This is a genomic window from Rhizobium sp. SG741, from assembly GCF_012275435.1.
Classification (GTDB): domain Bacteria; phylum Pseudomonadota; class Alphaproteobacteria; order Rhizobiales; family Rhizobiaceae; genus Rhizobium; species Rhizobium lusitanum.
In genome coordinates this window covers 1-18,817 of record NZ_JAAZQP010000003.1, presented here as the reverse complement: position 1 = coordinate 18,817, position 18,817 = coordinate 1, and the positions used below count along the sequence as shown (strand labels likewise).

The window sequence follows — 18,817 nt, the reverse complement described above, 5'->3', positions numbered from 1 at the left end:
ACATTTATAAGGACAGAGGCAATCCATGTTTTCCAACCCGGACCTCTATAAATTCATCTTCGGTCGGCTGACGCTCGAGTCCATCCCCTATCACGAGCCGATCCTCGTCGTGACCTTCATCGGTGTCGCCATCGGCGGCATCGCTCTTCTGGGCGTGCTCACCTATTTCCGCCTCTGGGGCTATCTCTGGAAGGAATGGTTCACCAGCATCGACCACAAGAAGATCGGTATCATGTACATCGTGCTGGCGCTGATCATGCTGCTGCGCGGCTTTTCCGACGCACTGATGATGCGTGCCCAGCAGGCGTTCGCCTTCAACGGATCGGACGGCTTCCTGCCGCCGCACCACTACGACCAGGTATTCACCGCCCATGGCGTCATCATGATCTTTTTCGTGGCGATGCCGATGGTGACGGGTCTGATGAACTTCGTCGTGCCGCTGCAGATCGGCGCACGCGACGTTTCGTTTCCGTTCCTCAACAACTTCTCCTTCTGGATGACGACGGCCGGCGCGATCATCATCATGATCTCGCTGTTCATCGGCGAGTTCGCAAAGACCGGTTGGCTCGCCTACCCGCCGCTGTCGGAAAGCGCCTATAGTCCCGACGTCGGCGTCGACTATTACATCTGGGGCCTGCAGGTCGCCGGCATCGGCACGCTGCTGTCGGGCGTCAACCTCGTCGCGACCATCGTCAAGATGCGTGCGCCAGGCATGACGATGATGAAAATGCCCGTCTTCACCTGGACCGCGCTCTGCACCAACGTGCTGATCGTCGCCGCCTTCCCGGTCCTGACTGCCGTTCTCGCCCTGCTGTCGCTCGACCGCTACGCCGGCACGAACTTCTTCACCAACGACCTTGGCGGCAACCCGATGATGTATATCAACCTCATCTGGATCTGGGGTCACCCGGAAGTCTACATCCTGATCCTGCCGGCCTTCGGCGTGTTCTCGGAAGTCGTCGCCACCTTCTCCGGCAAGCGCCTCTTCGGTTATGCCTCGATGGTGTACGCCACCGTCGTCATCACCATCCTGTCGTACCTGGTCTGGCTTCACCACTTCTTCACCATGGGTTCGGGTGCCAGCGTCAACTCCTTCTTCGGCATCACGACGATGATCATCTCGATCCCGACGGGTGCGAAGCTGTTCAACTGGCTCTTCACCATGTATCGCGGCCGCATCCGCTATGAAGTGCCGATGCTGTGGACCGTGGCCTTCATGGTCACCTTCACGATCGGCGGCATGACCGGCGTCATGCTTGCGGTTCCGCCGGCAGACTTCGTGCTGCACAATTCCTTGTTCCTGATCGCCCACTTCCACAACGTCATCATCGGCGGCGTGCTGTTCGGCATGTTCGCCGGCATCGCCTACTGGTTCCCGAAGGCCTTCGGCTTCAAGCTCGATCCGTTCTGGGGCAAGATGTCCTTCTGGTTCTGGGTCGTCGGCTTCTACTTCGCCTTCATGCCGCTCTACGTGCTCGGCCTGATGGGCGTCACCCGCCGCGTCTCGCAGTTCGACGATCCCTCGCTGCAGATCTACTTCATCGTCGCCGCGCTCGGCGCCGTGATGATCGCCATCGGCATCGCCTCCTTCATCATCCAGCTCGTCGTCAGCTTCATCAAGCGCGAAGAGCTTCGCGACGTGACCGGCGACCCGTGGAACGGCCGCACGCTGGAATGGTCCACGTCCTCGCCGCCGCCGGAATACAATTTCGCGCTGACGCCGATCGTCCACGACAACGACGCCTGGTGGGACATGAAGAGCCGCGGCTACGTCAGGCCGACCGAAGGCTTCATACCGATCCACATGCCGAAGAGCACGGGGACGGGCATCATCCTCGGCGTTCTCTCGATCGCCTTCGCATTCGGCATGATCTGGTACATCTGGTGGCTCGCCGCCATCACCTTCGCCGCGATGATCATCATTACGATCGGCCATACCTTCAACTATAAGCGCGACTTCCACATTCCCGCCGAGGAGGTCGTGAAGACCGAGAACGAGCGTACGAAGCTGCTCGCAGGACAGGTATAAGACCCATGACGACCCAAACCGCACATGCTCCCAAGGGCGGCGAAACGCCCGCCTTCTACATGACGGAAGAGTATCATCCGGAAGGCAGCACCACGCTGGGCTTCTGGATCTACATCATGAGCGACTGCCTGATCTTCGCAGTCCTCTTCGCGACCTATGCCGTGCTCGGCCATAACTACGCGGCAGGCCCTTCTCCGGCCGACCTCTTCGAGCTGCCGCTCGTCGCCCTCAACACGGCGATGCTGCTTTTCTCCTCCATCACCTATGGCTTCGCCATGCTGGCGATGGAGAAGGACAATAAGTCGGGAACGATGATGTGGCTGGCGATCACCGGCCTGTTCGGCGCAGCCTTCATCTTCTTCGAACTCTACGAGTTCTATCACCTGATCCTCGACGGCGCCGGCCCGCAGCGCAGCGCCTTCCTGTCGGCCTTCTTCACCCTGGTCGGCACGCACGGGCTGCACGTCACCGTCGGCATCGTCTGGCTGATCACACTGATGGTGCAGACCGGCCAGCATGGCCTCATCCCCGAGAACAAGCGCCGCCTGATGTGCCTTTCGATGTTCTGGCACTTCCTCGACGTCGTCTGGATCGGCGTGTTTTCCTTCGTCTACCTCATGGGAGTTCTCGGATGAGCTCGAACACCGACCATTCGCATCATTCCGCCGACGCCCACGGTCACGACCACCATGGCGGTCACGAGGCCGCTCACGGCACCTTCAAGAGCTACATGACGGGGTTCGTTCTTTCCGTCATCCTGACCGCCATTCCCTTCTGGCTGGTCATGGCAAAGGTCTTCTCCGATCCCGTCGTGACAGCCGCCCTGATCATGGTGCTCGGCGCGATCCAGATCATCGTGCACATGATCTACTTCCTGCACATGAACACCCGTTCGGAAGGCGGCTGGAACATGATGGCGCTGATCTTCACCATCGTGCTTGTCATCATCGCCCTTTCCGGCTCGCTCTGGGTCATGCATCACCTCAACTCGAACATGATGCCCATGTCGCCCGAGATGATGCGCAACATGCCTTGATCGCAAGCGGCGGGCCTTCGACAGGAGGCCCGCCCTCTTTCCGGCGCGAGAGTTCCGCCGGATGCTGCGTGGCACAGCCCTCGGGACGCACGAGGTTCGCAGCCCAATTTCCCAGACGACGCATGATATTCCGCGAAGGCCGTTTCGCACCTCCCGAAATCATGCGGCAGCGCGTCCCCCGGAGACCAGCGCATGACCGATACTCCTTCGACAACGTCTCCCGATAAGCCTCGCTCGATGCTCAAGCTCGCCATCTGGGTGCTGCTGCTCCTGCTGCTGACCGCGCTCCTGATCGGCCTCGGCACCTGGCAGGTGCAGCGGCTGCATTGGAAGCTCGATCTGATCGCCAGGGTCGATGCCCGCGTGCACGCACCGGCGGTTCCGGCGCCGGGACCAGCGCAATGGGCTGACGTGACAGCCGAAAACTCCGAATACAAGCGTGTCCAGGTGAGCGGCACTTTCCTCAACGACAAGGAAACGCAGGTCTATGCCTCGACCGTGCTCGGCCCCGGCTATTGGGTGCTGACACCACTGAAGGAAGCCGACGGGACGATCGTCATTGTCAATCGCGGCTTTGTTCCCACAGACAAGCGCAAGCCGGCGACGCGTCCGGCCGGCCAGATCAGCGACGAGACGACCGTCACCGGCTTGCTGCGGATCAACGAGCCCAAGGGCACGCTGCTGCGTTCCAATGTGCCGGCGGAGGAGCGCTGGTATTCACGCGACGTGAACGCGATAGCCGACGTGCGCGGCCTGCAGAACGTGGCGCCCTACTTCATCGACGCGGACGATACGAAAAATCCGGGCGACCTGCCGGTTGGAGGATTGACGCAGATCGTCTTCCACAACAGCCATCTCGTCTATGCCATTACCTGGTACGGACTGGCTGTCATGACGCTCGGCCTCGCAGTATTCCTCGTCTATTTCGAACGGCAGCGGGCGAAGGCGGTCCGCTGATCCCCATGGTATTGTTTTCCGCAATTCCGGACAGAACCGCTAGGCACTTTTCCTGGAATTGCTCTATTCCACCATCCGCGGGAAGCGAAGCTGCCAGCGCCGGCCGTCGCTCGTCATCTCGACCATGCCGAACGGCTCGACGTCGATCGTCCAGAATGCCGCAAGCGGGGCCTGCAACACGTGCAGGACAGCAGCGCGGATGACGCTGGCATGGGTGACGGCGACGGTGTGACCGGCATCATGAAGATGATGCCCCATCCATTCGCCAATGCGCAACACGACCGACGACAGAGATTCGCCGCCATGCGGTGCGGCGTCCAAATCTGTCATCCATAGCGCCAGGGATTCCGGATCACTTTCATGAAGTTCGGCAAGCGATTTTCCGCACCACTCGCCGTAGTCACATTCGCGCAAGGCAGTTTCAAGGATGGCGTCAGGACCGAGGATAGCGGCCGTCTGACGCGCGCGCATCGCCGGGGCCGTCCAGACCCGATCGATCGTTGCGAGCCTGGCAACGGGCAACTTGGCTCGCTGCGCTGCTTTCGCTTCCAACGGCTCGTCGTCCGGAAAACAGCCCTTTCGATTGGCTTCCGTCGGCCCATGACAAATCCAGCTCAGGCGTGCCTTCATGACACTCGATATCCCCATGCCTTGTCGCGATTTAACATCGCAACAGCGTTTGATTGACAATCATCTTTGTGGACAGATATAAACTTGCACTTACGGGTGTGGAAGCCGGTGAAATCCCGGCGCGGTCGCGCCACTGTAATCGATGACGGAAGCTTCGCCCTCGAGAGCCAGACCCTTCCCGTAAAGAACCCTTCCGCAAATGGAACGCGCTTTTCTTAAAGAGGGAACGACAATGTCTGACACCGCTTTCGCACCATCCGCAATCCCCCAGCCGATCCCGCTCGGCCAAATCCTGCCATGGGCTGTTTTCGCCGGCCTGTTGATGCTGCTGGCGATCTATTTCGTCGGCGCCGAGGAAGGCGCGACCTCGCTGATATCAGGCATGTATGTGCACGAATTCGTGCATGATGCCCGTCACCTGCTCGGTTTCCCCTGCCACTAAGGGACAAGGCACATGGTTGGACGTCTTTTGCTCCGCGGCATGATCGTCGGGGCCCTTGCCGGCATTCTCGTTTTTGCCTTCGCCCACACTTTCGGCGAGCCGCTGGTCGATTGGGCGATCGGCTTTGAAGAAAAGGCCGCGCAGGCAGCCGGCGAAGCGCCGGAACCGGAAATCGTCAGCCGCGCCACACAGTCAGGCATCGGTCTTTTCACCGGCACCGTGATCTTTTCGACGGCAATCGGCGGGTTGTTCGCGCTGGTCTTCTCCTTCGTCTACGGCCGCATCAGCCCGCTCGGCGCGCGTGGCACGGCAGCATTGCTCGCAATCGCGGCTTTCGTGACGATTTCGCTCGTCCCCGATATCAAGTACCCGGCAAACCCGCCAGCGGTCGGCAATTCCGACACGATCGGCGCCAGGACCGAGCTGTTCTTCATCATGATCGTTGCTTCGATCGTCGGCATGATCGTCGCGGTCGGGCTGGGTCGCCGGCTGGCGGCACGTTACGGATCATGGAACGGGGCGATCCTTGCCGGCATCGGCTACATCGTCTTCATCGCACTGATCCAGTACCTGCTTCCGTCGATCAACGAAGTGCCGGAACAGTTCTCGGCCGTTGTGCTCTGGCGGTTCCGGATTGCATCGCTCGGTATGCACGCGATCCTGTGGGCCACCCTCGGGCTTGCCTTCGGAGCCTGGGCGGAGCGAGAGCTGCCGCAGACACGCTACCGCAACCCGGCGCTACGCCGAGCCTAGCATGGCAAATCCATCCCATCCCGCGCATGATCTCGTGCGCGGGAAACGCCTGCATAGAAGCGGCGCCTTGCTCGCCGCGCTCTGCCTCGTGCTGTCTTGTTGGCCGACAGTGCTTGCCGCCCATGGCGGCAGCTCGTCGGGAAACCAAACCGGCATCCCGATACCAAGCCTCCCACATGGCGAAATGGCTGTCATCGCACCCTATTACGGGCGGATCGTCGCGCTTGCGGAAAACGCATCGGATACCGACGAAACCTTCCGCCGCCTGCTGAATTTCGCGCAGATCCAGCGCGCCTATTGTCTCTGGGGGATGATGCCCGGCAGTGTGAGCGACGAGGAAAGTCCGTTCAACGAATGCTCGCACGCCTATCTCGCGGCAGCCAAGGCGGTGCTGCTTCATATGCGGACGATGAAGAATGAAACGGCGCCCGTCGGCGATCTCGTCTCGGAGATCGACGCTACGCTCGTGCACAACAATCTATCGCTTATCCTGTGCAAATTCAGCGGCGAAAGCTTCAATACTGCCGACATGATCCGGCCGAAACTCACCGACATCATTCTGCACGCCAGAAGCCTCTTGGCCATCCTGTCGGCCTTGCTGGCAACCGTCGCCGGACTGTGGCTGACGGCGCGGGCGCTGCGGACAGAACCCCGTCCTTAGAGACGGTTACACGTTTCGGGGAATTGCATAGCCGCTCTATATTGTTGTTTCGCGCAATTCCGGACGGAAAACCGCTAGCCACTTTTCCTGGAATCGCTTTAAAAAAACACCGCCGCAGAGCTTGCGGCGGTGTTTTAATTTCACCAGTCGCGATGACGGCGCCAGCGGCCGTCTCCGTGCCAGCCATCGCGGTAGTCGCGATGACCGTACCAGCCCCATGGCGGTGGCGGCCTATGCCCCCAGCCATAACGCGGCGGCGGCGGTCCCCACCGGTTCGGGCGGCATTCGCCCCAGCGGGTCACATGCCAGCCACGACCGCAGGCATAGTCAACTTTCACGACCGGCACGGCAGCCGTTGTCCCGACAGCGGGAACAGGCATTGCTTCTGCCGAAGATACAGCCAGGCCACCAAGTAAAGCAGCGATGGCAAACACGGACGATCTCATTTTGGTGGTCCTCTATCCAAGTCCCTTACATGCGGGATTTAAAACCCAAGCGGATGAACACGGGCTGAACCGAAAAAGGCGTTTTGGCGGCGAAATCGAGAGCCGCCAGGATTGCCCTCCGGAGCAAGGATTTCTTCTGCCGCTTCGTCATCTTTCCATAAGGAAATCCCGGCCCATTCGCAAAACGCCTATCGGTCTTTACAGGCGTCACGAGAGTTTCATGAACGGCGCTTAAATCAGGGATATCATTTGCCATAAGGGAGTTTGAGATGGTGAACGTCGTTTCAAACAACGTGGAGGGTGGCAACGCCAATCACCCAATTCACGGCGCCAGCGGTTCGGCGAAATGGTTTCTGCCGCTCTTCGGCGTCGTCGTGCTCGGCGGCCTCGCCTATGTCGGCTACGCTCTCGGCAACGATCTTGCCGAGGCAGCTGCGGTTCCGTGGATCCTGCTCGGCCTCGCGCTGCTGATCGCGCTGGGTTTCGAATTCGTCAACGGTTTCCACGATACGGCCAATGCGGTCGCCACCGTCATCTACACCCGCTCGCTGCCGGCCGAATTCGCCGTCATCTGGTCCGGGTTCTTCAATTTCCTCGGTGTGTTGACCTCTTCCGGCGCCGTCGCTTTCGGCATACTGGCGCTTCTGCCCGTCGAACTGATCCTGCAGGTCGGCTCCGGCTCGGGCCTTGCGATGGTCTTCGCCCTGCTCACTGCCGCCATCATATGGAACCTCGGTACCTGGTATCTGGGCCTGCCGGCGTCGAGCTCGCACACGCTCGTCGGCTCCATCATCGGCGTCGGCCTTGCCAATCAGTTTCTGGCACCCGCCGGCTCCGCCACCAGCGGCGTCGACTGGTCGCAGGCCAGCAGCGTCGGCATGTCGCTGCTGCTGTCGCCAATCATCGGCTTCGGTGCGGCCGCTTTGCTGCTGCTGGTTTCCAAGGTTCTGATCCGCAACAAGGAGCTTTATGAAGCGCCGAAGGGCAACGCGCCGCCGCCGCCGTGGATTCGCGCATTGCTGATCTTCACCTGCACCGGGGTCAGCTTTGCCCACGGCTCGAATGACGGCCAGAAGGGCATGGGCCTGATCATGCTCATCCTCATCGGTCTCGTCCCGACCGCCTTCGCTCTCAACAAGACGCCCGACATCAACTATCTCGAGGCCTACAAGGCCGCTTCGGCGCAGGTCGAAACCGTGCTCGGCAAGTATGTGAAGCCCGGTGTGACCGCGCCTGCCGATCCGAAGGCCGCCGTCAGCGATGCCGTCAAGAGCAAGACATGGTCGGATGCAACGACGCCTGCACTTCAGGCCTATATCCACACCACCAGCGCCGAGATCGCCGCCTATCCGAGCGTCGAAAAGCTGCCGAACGAGCTCGTCGGCAACGTGCGCAACGACATCTATCTGATCGGTGAATCGCTGAAGCTGATCGACAAGCAGAAGCTGCTGCCGATGAGCGCCGACGATCTGAAGGCCGTTACCAACTATCACGCCGCCGTCGACCATGCGACGAAGTTCATCCCGCTCTGGGTGAAGGTTGCCGTGGCGCTGGCACTCGGTCTCGGCACCATGGTCGGCTGGAAGCGTATCGTCGTCACCGTCGGCGAAAAGATCGGCAAGACCCATCTGACCTACGGCCAGGGTGCGGCCGCCGAAGTCGTCGCCATGCTGACGATCGGTGCGGCTGACCACCTCGGCTTGCCGGTTTCCACCACGCACGTCCTGTCCTCGGGCGTCGCCGGCACCATGGCGGCGAACGGCTCCGGCCTGCAGTGGTCGACCGTGCGGAACATGCTGATGGCCTGGATCCTGACGCTGCCGGCCTCGATCGCGCTCGCCTTCATGCTGTTCCTTGTGCTCCGTCAGGTCTTCTGATCGACACGTTTCATCGGCCCTGCCGATTTTGCCCGACAAATGGCCCAAAAAGATAATGGCGCCCCCTCGTAGGGCGCCATTATCCTTGCAGCGTAGCGCCGCACAGCTGGTACGGCGAAACGTCCGCAATCCCCGTCGTGATCCGCACGCTTTCTCACGCGGACGTGCTAGAGCGGTTACGCGTTTCACGGAATCGCCTGACCGCTCTATGCTATTGTTTTTACGCAATTCCGAACGGAAAACCGCTACGCACTTTTCCGGGAATTGCCCTAGCGAACAGTTTCCTTTCTGTTGCCATTGGCGCCAAGACCGGAAAGCTTGGCGAGTTCCGACCGACGGTTCGCATAATTTTGTGCGACCATCGGATAGTTTGGCGCCAAACCCCATTTCTGGCGATATTCCTCAGGTGTCATGCCGTAGTGCACGCGCAAATGGCGTTTCAGCGTTTTGAAGCGTTTGCCGTCCTCGAGGCAGACGATATAGTCGTTCGTCACCGATTTCTTCAAATCCACCGCCGGCACCAGATTGCTGCGCGCGGCAACGGGAGCAGAGCTGCGCAAAGCTTGCAGCGCGCCGTGGATATCCTTGATCAGCTTGGGAAGGCTGGCGGCCGAAATGGCGTTGTGAGCGACATAGGCCGAAACAATCTTCACACAGCCTTCAAATAGAAAATGCGATTGCGGTGGTGGTGCGGGGTTTTTTCTCTCACTGAAAGAATCCATGATCTTTTCCCGGATCTCATTTGGTTCCTCGTGCGCCGCCCAGCGCGATTGGGTCATATGCGAAGCCCGTTCCAGGCCCCGCACCGGTTCGAATTGCGCCGTCTTCCTGGCGCCGGTTTCCCCGGCATTGTCGCCGGGATAGAATACGTTCGCATCAGGTGCGTCCGCGATCATGGTCGGCCGCCCACCGCTCTCCGGCCTGCACCGGTGGGTGCTTCCGGCAGTCTCCTGGCGGAGTCCGCAAAATAGACCGCCAGTTTGTTACAGAGGACAACGAGTGGCATGCCGAGCATGAATGCCGTGTGAGTGGGGTCTCCATCGCAGTGATGAAGCGTCTGCAGGATAAGCTTGCGCTCGACATCTTCGGTCGTCTGGCCGACGAGAACGCTGACGGCGGTGTCGATCGTTTGCGGCACCGGACTGTCGCCGCCAAGGTGGAGGGCGATCTCTTCGATCAATCGATTTTCGTTCGCCGTTGCCAGGACAATAACGGTTGCGCGACAGCCAAGTTCGTAAAAGACATACAGGCCGCTTTCGGCGTCGATCGCTATACGCGCGGAGATTCCCGCCGTTTCATCGCGGATGGTGACATGAGGCTCGGTGCCGCCCGTGAAGATGACGGACAGCGGAAAGCCTGCATCGGAGAACAAATCGCGAAGACGACACACCAAGGCACGCAACAATGTCTTGGTCTTGAGATCACACGTGGCGCTGGCGGAGGCGGCTTCATAATCGGCGGCAGAGAGCGGATGCTTGATCATGGCAGCACCCGCTTGGCCAACATGAAGGCCTCTGTGATACGAACCGCGCATGAATTCCGGATATGGCGTATCCGGATTCCGACGCCGCACGGCCGGGCAACAGCAGGAATGCTCATCCTACCCCCCTCATGCCAGCCGTGCCCTCAGGCCGCCGAAGCTGCGTCAGCGAAACCGGCTTCGACAACAGGAAGCCCTGCACATGCGTTGCGCCGGCCATTCGCGCGGCCTCCAGCTGCGACTCCGTCTCGACGCCCTCGACGACGACCGATGGGGCGAAACATGCGGCAAAACCGACAATATATGAAAGACTGTTGCGGCCCTCGCGGCTTGGCCTATTGTCGCGGATGAAGCAGGCGTCGATTTTGACGATGTCGCTAGCGACCTGAAGCAGGGATTCCGGCGTGGCAAAACCGGAACCGAAATCGTCGATCGCGATGCGACAACCGAGTGCGCGGATCATCTTCACGCACTCTATGGCAGCACCAGTGAGCGGATAGGTTTCGGTGATCTCCACGACAAGCCGGGGAGTAAGCTCTGGCTGGCGGGCGATTCGGCTGACGATGCCGGCAAAGCATTCGGGATGGGATAGGCTGGCCACGGACAAATTACAGCCGAGTACAAGGGTCGCGTCCGCCGCCAAGGCTGACAACACCATGTCGAGCATGCGCAAATCGAGATCGAACCAGCGATCCTGTTGCTCGAGAAGCGAAACGAACGTTCCTGCCGTATGAACGATACCATCGGAATCCGTTACGCGCGCCAGGCTTTCCGCATAGGCGATCTCCTCGATATTCTCGACGTCATGGATCCATTGCGCCGCAAAGCTCAGGCCACCGTCGGCGATCGCCTGTAAAATCAGGGCGCTATGTCCCTCCTCGCTGCGAATCCCATTACCGATCATCAAACCTCCCTTGGCCAGGGACATGACCGCAAGCGGAAATCCGGAACCAAAGAACGATGACTGAAAGCCGCGCATGCGCCTGCGATGCATCAGATTTCTGGTGCCTAGAATCCGCTCCTCCCATCTTCCAGACACCTTTAAACCCCATGTCACCGAGGTTCCCTTCAATGAGCCGGAGATATTGCGCCGAAGACGATAGTCAACCCAACGCGATGCGCCGATAATATTTATAGTTACTTTATGCTAATACACTAATTAACAAACCATTGCAAAAGTCAAACACCGCGCGTTTTTCTTATTTCTAATTCAACTAAATTATTAACGAACTTCGCCAGTCACTTTCCGGCCGCCGCCGGAGGCCACCAGCCGCTTCGCCTTGCCGCCTGAAGAGCCAGATCCAACGACGGCAGTTCGACGTGCCACAGCTTCTCCCATTCGAGGCTCATGACACCGTCATAACCATCGGCGGCGAGCGCGGAACGCAGCGCAGCCATCGGAAATTCACCGCTGCCCGGCAGCACATAGCTATATGGCAGCTTCGGCCCCGGCTTGGAGATACTGTCCTTCACATGAAGATGCCGCGTATTGCCCCGCACCTGTTTCCAGGTCTCAACAGGATCCTGCCCACCCTTGCGCCAGGTGTGGTGGGTATCCCAGAGAAGCGCGCAATCGGGCGCTCCTTCCAGAAGACGAGCGATGGCATCCGGCTGCACGAGAAAATCATGTGTCTCCACGATCATCTCCGCACTGAAACCCTCGCGGACGGCCGTTTCACGCCACCATTGCAGTGTCGACAGAGCCTCCGCCACTTCTCCGGCATCTCCGCTATCGCCGCCATCGAAAACCCGCAGGGATCTGACGCCGACCGCCTCCGCCCAAGGCAGATAGCGCAGGAACTCTTCCTTTGCCTGGGATGTCGCGCCGACGAGCCGCAGCGAGGTGTTGAAGGCGCAAACGCGCACGGCGGAGGCTTCCAGCGCACGCGCGAGGCCGGCAGGCGAACCGAATCTTTCGGTAAAATGAGTCGCCAGATCGATCGTGCCGCCAAGCGCGCGAATTTCGATGGCATCGAGACCGTAGCGCGCCGCCAAGGCAAGGGCTTCGTCCAATTCGAGGTCGGCGCATCCGAGCGTCGAAAATGCCAACGTCATGTGGGGCCCATCATTGTCAGCGGCAATCACCACGGCCTCCTCCGCCTTGTCCCATCGCCCGCAGTGCGGCGTAAGTAACCAAACGGATAATTATGAAACGATGTTCGGCCGTCAAGAGCCGGCGCGTTGATATCCCGTCGTCTGATAAAGGATATCCAATGCGTGAGATATAGCTATCCCTTACCAGACGACGGGATGCGTCTCTCCAGTCGCGACGTTGACAAAACCTTCCGGCGCAAGCTCAGACGGCGCCACAAGAACCCAGCGCCATGGCGCGCAGGTCAGCGTCGCAAAGGAGAGGCGCTCGGGGAAACCCGGCCACCAGCGGGGCGAGAAAGTCGGCTCGTACATCCAATCGATCTCAGCGCCGGCAGCATAAAGCCTCTGCATTTCCGCGTCGAGTTCCTCCGCCGATCGCGCCGTCATCAGGCCACCGACCTCATAGTGGACACGGGCGACGACCTTGCCACCTGAAACCAGTACCCAGCCGCCCTGCTGCTCATTGAGCGCATTGGCGACCATTGCCATGGCTTCGTCGGAGGAACCGACGACCCAGATATTGTGCTTGTCGTGGCCGAGCGTCGCTCCGAGCGCCGTATCCGGCGTGCGCGGTCCGGTGCCCAGCCAGAACATGCGGGAAACCTTGGCCTCGCCCGAAAACCGGTCGACGATCGCAAATTTGGTGACATTGCGATCCGGATCGCGCTGGACGGCGCCATCCCGGACCGGCAGATCCATGGTGATGAAATCGTCGGCCCAATGGAATGGCCGCAGCAGCGCCGCCTTCGCCGTCGCGGCATCCGAGGGCGCGGCAACGCGAAAATCCTGTGGCGCGACGACCCTGTCGATCCGCACCGTCTTCGTCGCCCAATCCGGCCAGTCGATCTCGGGACGGACGCCGACGAAACTCGTGCCTTCGGAAGCCGGCTTACCATCAGCCCAGACCTTGGCGATCGACAGCCTCTCAACATCGTCCAGAAGCACGATATCGGCGAAGCGGCCGGGCGCAATCGAGCCGACCCAGGGCGTAAGCCGCATATGCCGCGCCGGATTGATCGTCACGCATTGAATGGCGATCTCGGGAGCCAATCCATTCTCGATCGCAAGCCGGACATTGTGATCGGTCGCTCCGATTTTCAGCGTATCGGAGGCGCTGCGGTCATCCGTGACGAAAGCGATCTGCGACCAGTCGGACAGGCCCTTCTCGATCAGCCCCTGAATGACCTCGGGCAAGGAATGCGGCCGAAGCTCGATGAACAGGCCGTGCGTCAGCTTCTCCCAGATTTCATCGAGGAACCAGCCTTCATGATCCGAGGCGAGGCCCGCGCCGGCGAAGGCATTGATCGAAGCCAGATCGCGCAGGCCGGCGCCATGGCCCTCGACGACGCCACGCTGCTCGAAAGTGGCGCGGATCATGCCCCATAGACGGTCATAAGCCGGGTTCTCCGGATTGCTGACCGAAGGCCAATCCATCACCTCGTCGAGACCGGCGACCATCAGGCTTTCGCCGAGAAAGGCTTTCTGCTCGTCATAGCCGAAGTATCCGCCGCCCCATTCATAGGCCGTCGGCGGCACGGCCGAGCCCGGCAAGGGGAAGATCTTCATCGGCGATCCGCGACGGCGCGCCTCAAGCCAGAATTCGAGATTGCGGGCGCCGTTCACATTGGAAAACTCGTGACTCGCCTCGCAGGTCCAGGTGACACCGTGCGGCATGACCAGAGCGGCCTCCCATTCCGACGTCAAATGCGAGCTCTCGATATGCTTGTGCGCCTCACCGAAACCGGGAACGGCCACAAGATGCGGCTCGTGGACACGCTCGCCGACCTCGCCCTCATAGCTGCCGGCCGGGCCGACATAGGCGATGCGCCTGCCCTTGATGACGATCTCCTGATCCTCGAGCCAGGTGCGGCTATGCACGTCAAGCAGTCGACCGACCCGCAGCAAGCGGTCGGCAGGACGGCGACCAAGTGCGGTGAGCGTCAGATCCTGGCGGATCAACACCTCGTCAGCCGCGTTCACCAGCAGATCGTCGGGGAGATTTGTCGTCGGAGACGTCATGATAGGCATGCCTGCGAGAATTCGATCCGCCGAGGGTAGAGATGGCGATCCGGTGTGTAAAGCGGTCTGTCTTGCTTGAAAGAAACCAAATTATCTCAAAGGGTTGCATTTCCGGCTATCACGCGCGCCGAAATACGTGGCCTGCCGATGCAGCGGCGGAAAAACTGTCCCGTGCTCAATTGTTGGGCTTGTAAAGCCGGTGCTCGAAAAATAGTATCCTGCAAGCTTGAAGCATATGCCTGATTTCATTGACCAAAGGATTTCGATAATGAAAGGCCTCACCCTTGCCCATGTCGCGGGCTTTGCGATTCTTGCTGCCACTGCCGCCCTACCGGCCTATGCCCAGGCAAAAACGCTGACCATTTCCTGGTGGGGCTACAACGGCGAGAAGATGAAGGCGAACATTATCGAGCCTTTCAAGAAGATCTGCGGCTGCGACGTCGTCTTCGAAACGGGCAACAATGCCGATCGTCTCAACAAGCTGAAGCTGCGCGGCGGCAAGGGCGTCGATGTGATCTACCTGACGGACAGCTATTCGCAGGTCGGCATTCAGCAGGGTCTCTTTCAGGAGCTCGATCGCAGCAAGATTCCGAACCTTGCCGATCTCTACGATCTCGCCAAGGCACCGCAGGGCAATTACGGCCCCGCCTATACGATCGGCCGCGTGGGCATCGTCTACGATACGACGAAGGTCGTCACGCCGATCACCTCCTGGAACGATCTCTGGCGCAACGACTTGAAGGGCGCCGTCACGCTTCCGGGCATCACCACGACGGCCGGACCACTGACGGTGCTTCAGGCCGCCAAGCATGCAGGTGCCGATCCCTATGACGATGCCGACAAGGCCTTCGAAGCGATCAGCGCGCTGAAGCCGAATGTCGTCAAGAACTACAATACCGGCTCCGAGCTCGTGAACCTGATCTCGACGGGCGAGGCCAAGGTGGCTCTGGCACAGGACTTCACCCTGGCATCGATGCAATCAGCCGTTCCCACGATGGCCTGGGCCACTCTCAAGGAAGGCGATGTCGCCACCCTCAATACGGTCAACATTCCCAAGGGCTCGGAAAATGTCGAGCTCGCCCACCAGTTCATCAATTTCATCCTGTCGAAGGACGTCCAGCAGGCAGAGGCCGAGCAGGGCGTGGATGCGCCTGTTTCCACCAAGGTCGTGCTGACGCCCGACAAGGCGAAGCTCTGGACCTACGGTCCCGACATGATCGCCAAGCTCACCCGCATCGATTATGCCAAGCTGAATGAAGCGCAATCGGACTGGATCGATCGCTGGAACGAGATCTTCGGCATGTAACAGGGCGTGCCGCGGCGACCCGGCGGCATCCCTTACGGAATTCGTTTGATGAAGCATCTTGCAAAATGGGGTTTGACGGCGCCGGCGATGACAGCCGTGGTGCTATTCCTTCTCGTCCCCGTAATCATCACGATCGCAGCGACATTCGGCGAACCCAAGGGTATGTTTTCTCCCTATGTCGCCTTCTTCACCAGCGGCTTTCGCCGCACGGTGCTCTACCGAACGATAGAAGTCGCCCTTGTGACGACGGCAATCTCCCTCGTCATCGGGTTCATTGCCGCCTATGTGATCGCGCAAATGCCAGGTCGCACGAAAAGCCTGATGATCATCGCCGCGGTCTTTCCCCTGTTGACCGGGGTCGTCGTGCGCTCCTTCGCCTGGCTGATCATTCTCGGCAAGAACGGCATTCTCAACACCATGCTGCTCTCGGTCGGCGTCATCAGCGAGCCGCTCTCGATGCTCTATACCGAAGGTTCGGTCATCGTCGCGATGGTCTATCTTTTCGTGCCGCTGATGATCCTCACCCTCGTCGGTGTGCTCGAAGGCATACCGCAGGATCTGATACAGGCGGCAACTTCACTCGGCGCGACGCCGGCGGCGACATTTAGACAGGTCATCCTGCCGCTCGCCACGCCCGGCCTCATCGTCGGCGCCGTGCTGGTCTTTACCGGCAGCTTCACCTCCTATGCCACGCCGCAGCTGCTCGGCGGCGAAAAGCAGATGATGATGGGCACCTTCCTCTACCAGCGCGCCATGGTCACCTTCGACTGGGTCGGAGCCTCGACGATTGCCGCCATCATGGTCGTCGTGACGATCGGTATCGTGGCGATCATGAGCCGCATCGCCCGACGGCTAAACCCGATGGCGGTGTGACGATATGGCAAGATCCGTCCACCCAACGCTCATCGCTTTCACGGCTTGCGTCTTCCTGTTCCTTTTGGCGCCGCTCGTCATCATCATCGGCTCCGCCTTCAGCGACACCAGCTACCTCACCTTCCCGCCGCAGGGCCTGACGCTGCACTGGTTCTGGAACATCTTCGAGATCGAGGCCTTTCGCACGACTGCCATTACCAGCCTCGAACTCGCCTTGCTTGGAACAGCGCTTTCGCTGCTGATCGGCATCCCCGCCGCCTATGCCATCAGCCGATACAGAGTGGAGTTGCCGAGCTGGCTTTCGACGCTCTTCGTCCTTCCGATCCTTGTTCCGGAGATCGTCTTCGGTTTTTCGCTGATGAAATCGGTCACCATCGGCCTCGGACTTCCGATCTTCCCAAGCCTGCTGATCGGTCACGCGCTGCTGGTGCTGCCCTATTCCGTGCGCGTAGTCAGCGCCAGCCTCGCCAGCTTCGACTTCTCCATAGAAGAGGCGGCGATCAGCCTGGGCTGCCCGCCACTGAAGACCTTCCTGACGGTGGTGCTGCCGAATATCCGCGCCGGCGTCATCGCCGCCTTCATTCTCGCCTTCATCACGTCCATCAACGACGTCTCCGTCTCGGTCTTCCTGACCGGTCCCGGTATCTCCACTCTTCCGATCCAGATCCTCGCCCATATGGAACAGTTCTTCGACCCGACCATCGCCTCGGTCTCCGTGCTGCTGATGCTCGTGACAGTCGCCGTCATGGCGGTCGTCGAAGCGACCCTGGGCCTCACCTTCCTGACAAAGTAGCCGCCCGTGACCGTATCGCTTACCATCCAATCCATCAGCGCCCATTACGGCAAGACGCCGGTGCTGCAGGACCTGTCGCTGTCCGTCGCAGCGGGGGAGCTTGTCTCGCTGCTCGGCTCCAGCGGCTGCGGCAAGACGACGACGCTGCGGCTCGTCGCCGGATTCCTGCAACCGACGAGCGGCGCGATAAGACTGGGTGACCGCGATCTGACCACGCTTCCGGCGCATGCCCGGGATATCGGCCTGGTGTTCCAGAACTATGCGCTGTTTCCACATCTGACGGTCCTAGAAAACGTTGCCTTCGGCCTGAAGCAACGCCGCATCGCGGCACAGGAGCGCCGGCAGAAAGCCGCGGCCATGCTGGAACGCGTCGGCCTTTCCGGCCTTGGCGACCGTCTTCCTGCCGCGCTCTCCGGCGGCCAGAAGCAGCGCGTCGCGCTGGCGCGCGCCCTCGTCATCGAGCCGCCGCTGTTGATGTTCGACGAACCGCTTTCCAATCTCGACGCCAAGCTGAGGATCGACATGCGCGTCGAAATCCGGCAGCTACAGCGCGTAAACGGCACGACCTCGCTTTACGTGACGCATGACCAGGAGGAAGCCTTCTCGATTTCGGATCGCGTCGCCATCATGAATGCCGGCCGCATCATGCAGCTCGATACGCCCGAAGTCCTTTACCGCAAACCGGCCAATGCCTTCGTTGCCCGTTTCGTCGGCTTCGAGAACCTGCTGCCGTTGCGGACTATCGCGCGCGATGGGGCGCTAGTCACGGCAGAAGGCGCCGGTGGCGCGAAGATCACGCTGTCGCAGGATGATTTCGGACTTATTCCCGATGATTTCATCCTCGGTTGCCGCGCCGACGGCCTTTCGGTGCAGCAGGAAGGCAATGGCTTGCCGGCGGTCTTGGGAACGAGAACCTATCTCGGCCGGGCCTATCAATATCAATGCACGACGCCGGCCGGCGATATCGTCGCCAACGGCGCTTTGTCGGACCCGCTGGCAGCCGGCAATGTGGCCGTGCTCGTGCCGGTGCCCGAGCAATGCTGCATTCTCACTCCGGAGCTGTAACAGCCACGCTTCCAGGCGGGCAGTTTGCCTTTTTGGGTCTGCTGGTGAGGTTGGCGGCCATCAGCTTAACCTTAAACGCCGAAAGCCCGCGAGAAGCGGGCTATTTTATTGGTCTGCGGTGGCGGTCTTATCGCCGTTTTGAAGTATATGCATTTGGGTGATTTGGTTGCGGGGGCAGGATTTGAACCTGCGGCCTTCAGGTTATGAGCCTGACGAGCTACCGGGCTGCTCCACCCCGCGTTACCAGCGTAAGCCGCAAAGCGGCTTATCGCGTCCAGCGTAAACCGCTTGAGCGGTTTATCGCGCCCGAGCAAACCCGGAGGGTTTGTCCCGTATTACCAGCGTAAGCCGCTTTT

General features: G+C 60.4%; 19 protein-coding genes, 1 tRNA gene and 1 riboswitch. Of the genes, 12 read left to right on the top strand and 8 right to left on the bottom strand.

What is annotated here, in order from left to right:
• Window positions 1-25: 25 nt before the first annotated feature.
• From cyoB to FHT29_RS08520, 4 genes are all read left to right on the top strand, one after another.
• Window positions 26-2,029 (top strand): cytochrome o ubiquinol oxidase subunit I, encoded by a 2,004-nt coding sequence (gene cyoB, locus FHT29_RS08535; RefSeq protein WP_037200878.1) that lies wholly within the window; start codon window positions 26-28, stop codon window positions 2,027-2,029.
• Between the two features lie 5 nt (window positions 2,030-2,034).
• Window positions 2,035-2,664 (top strand): cytochrome o ubiquinol oxidase subunit III, encoded by a 630-nt coding sequence (cyoC, locus tag FHT29_RS08530; RefSeq protein ID WP_168599580.1) that lies wholly within the window; start codon window positions 2,035-2,037, stop codon window positions 2,662-2,664.
• Window positions 2,661-3,065, top strand: coding sequence for a cytochrome o ubiquinol oxidase subunit IV (gene cyoD, locus FHT29_RS08525; protein ID WP_037200882.1), 405 nt, complete (start codon window positions 2,661-2,663; stop codon window positions 3,063-3,065). Before cyoC ends, cyoD begins: the two co-directional genes overlap by 4 nt.
• A 192-nt stretch (window positions 3,066-3,257) precedes the next feature.
• Entirely contained in the window at window positions 3,258-4,022 is a 765-nt protein-coding gene (locus FHT29_RS08520) for an SURF1 family protein (RefSeq protein ID WP_168599579.1), read from the top strand.
• Window positions 4,023-4,085: 63 nt separating this feature from the next.
• Here the strand turns inward: FHT29_RS08520 and FHT29_RS08515 are convergent, their stop codons facing one another.
• Entirely contained in the window at window positions 4,086-4,652 is a 567-nt protein-coding gene (locus FHT29_RS08515; protein WP_168599578.1) for a histidine phosphatase family protein, read from the bottom strand.
• A 100-nt stretch (window positions 4,653-4,752) separates the two neighbouring features.
• A riboswitch (cobalamin riboswitch) is annotated at window positions 4,753-4,825 on the top strand.
• 59 nt (window positions 4,826-4,884) lie between these two features.
• Here FHT29_RS08515 and FHT29_RS08510 point away from each other — a divergent pair.
• From FHT29_RS08510 to FHT29_RS08500, 3 genes are read left to right on the top strand one after another with little or no spacing between them, the layout of a single operon-like run.
• Window positions 4,885-5,094 carry a CbtB-domain containing protein gene (locus FHT29_RS08510; protein WP_034512131.1) on the top strand — a complete coding sequence of 70 codons (210 nt, stop codon included), beginning with the start codon at window positions 4,885-4,887 and terminating at the stop codon, window positions 5,092-5,094.
• A 12-nt stretch (window positions 5,095-5,106) separates the two neighbouring features.
• Window positions 5,107-5,847, top strand: coding sequence for a CbtA family protein (locus FHT29_RS08505; protein ID WP_168599577.1), 741 nt, complete (start codon window positions 5,107-5,109; stop codon window positions 5,845-5,847).
• Between the two features lies 1 nt (window position 5,848).
• Entirely contained in the window at window positions 5,849-6,508 is a 660-nt protein-coding gene (locus tag FHT29_RS08500) for a hypothetical protein (protein ID WP_168599576.1), read from the top strand.
• Window positions 6,509-6,648: 140 nt separating this feature from the next.
• Here FHT29_RS08500 and FHT29_RS08495 read toward each other — a convergent pair whose 3' ends face one another.
• On the bottom strand, window positions 6,649-6,954 hold the full coding sequence (locus FHT29_RS08495; RefSeq protein ID WP_080760617.1) for a hypothetical protein: 306 nt from the start codon (window positions 6,952-6,954) through the stop codon (window positions 6,649-6,651).
• Between the two features lie 269 nt (window positions 6,955-7,223).
• Between FHT29_RS08495 and FHT29_RS08490 the strand changes: the two genes are divergently transcribed.
• Entirely contained in the window at window positions 7,224-8,831 is a 1,608-nt protein-coding gene (locus FHT29_RS08490) for an inorganic phosphate transporter (RefSeq protein WP_168599575.1), read from the top strand.
• A 269-nt stretch (window positions 8,832-9,100) separates the two neighbouring features.
• Here FHT29_RS08490 and FHT29_RS08485 read toward each other — a convergent pair whose 3' ends face one another.
• From FHT29_RS08485 to FHT29_RS08465, 5 genes are all read right to left on the bottom strand, one after another.
• Window positions 9,101-9,610, bottom strand: a complete 510-nt coding sequence (locus FHT29_RS08485) for a MucR family transcriptional regulator (RefSeq protein ID WP_244655105.1) — start codon at window positions 9,608-9,610, stop codon at window positions 9,101-9,103.
• 113 nt (window positions 9,611-9,723) lie between these two features.
• On the bottom strand, window positions 9,724-10,314 hold the full coding sequence (locus tag FHT29_RS08480) for a helix-turn-helix domain-containing protein (RefSeq protein ID WP_202032581.1): 591 nt from the start codon (window positions 10,312-10,314) through the stop codon (window positions 9,724-9,726).
• A 112-nt stretch (window positions 10,315-10,426) separates the two neighbouring features.
• Complete coding sequence (locus tag FHT29_RS08475) at window positions 10,427-11,215, bottom strand: EAL domain-containing protein (RefSeq protein WP_037200907.1); 789 nt, start codon at window positions 11,213-11,215, stop codon at window positions 10,427-10,429.
• Between the two features lie 335 nt (window positions 11,216-11,550).
• The gene (locus FHT29_RS08470) at window positions 11,551-12,366 is read right to left on the bottom strand and encodes a sugar phosphate isomerase/epimerase (protein ID WP_168599574.1); all 816 of its coding nucleotides are present in this window, start codon (window positions 12,364-12,366) and stop codon (window positions 11,551-11,553) included.
• 180 nt (window positions 12,367-12,546) lie between these two features.
• The gene (locus tag FHT29_RS08465) at window positions 12,547-14,424 is read right to left on the bottom strand and encodes an adenine deaminase C-terminal domain-containing protein (RefSeq protein ID WP_168599573.1); all 1,878 of its coding nucleotides are present in this window, start codon (window positions 14,422-14,424) and stop codon (window positions 12,547-12,549) included.
• A 268-nt stretch (window positions 14,425-14,692) separates the two neighbouring features.
• On the opposite strand from FHT29_RS08465, the gene FHT29_RS08460 reads away from it, so the two are divergent.
• The 4 genes from FHT29_RS08460 to FHT29_RS08445 are packed head-to-tail and all read left to right on the top strand — an operon-like array spanning window position 14,693 to window position 18,461.
• Window positions 14,693-15,730, top strand: coding sequence for an ABC transporter substrate-binding protein (locus tag FHT29_RS08460; RefSeq protein ID WP_168598791.1), 1,038 nt, complete (start codon window positions 14,693-14,695; stop codon window positions 15,728-15,730).
• A 48-nt stretch (window positions 15,731-15,778) separates the two neighbouring features.
• Window positions 15,779-16,603, top strand: coding sequence for an ABC transporter permease (locus FHT29_RS08455; protein WP_113134368.1), 825 nt, complete (start codon window positions 15,779-15,781; stop codon window positions 16,601-16,603).
• Window positions 16,604-16,607: 4 nt separating this feature from the next.
• Window positions 16,608-17,396, top strand: a complete 789-nt coding sequence (locus FHT29_RS08450) for an ABC transporter permease (RefSeq protein ID WP_168599572.1) — start codon at window positions 16,608-16,610, stop codon at window positions 17,394-17,396.
• Between the two features lie 6 nt (window positions 17,397-17,402).
• Window positions 17,403-18,461 (top strand): ABC transporter ATP-binding protein, encoded by a 1,059-nt coding sequence (locus tag FHT29_RS08445; protein WP_047640354.1) that lies wholly within the window; start codon window positions 17,403-17,405, stop codon window positions 18,459-18,461.
• 163 nt (window positions 18,462-18,624) lie between these two features.
• On the opposite strand, the gene FHT29_RS08440 is transcribed toward FHT29_RS08445, so the two are convergent.
• Window positions 18,625-18,701: transfer RNA gene (locus tag FHT29_RS08440), tRNA-Met, on the bottom strand.
• Window positions 18,702-18,817: the final 116 nt, after the last annotated feature.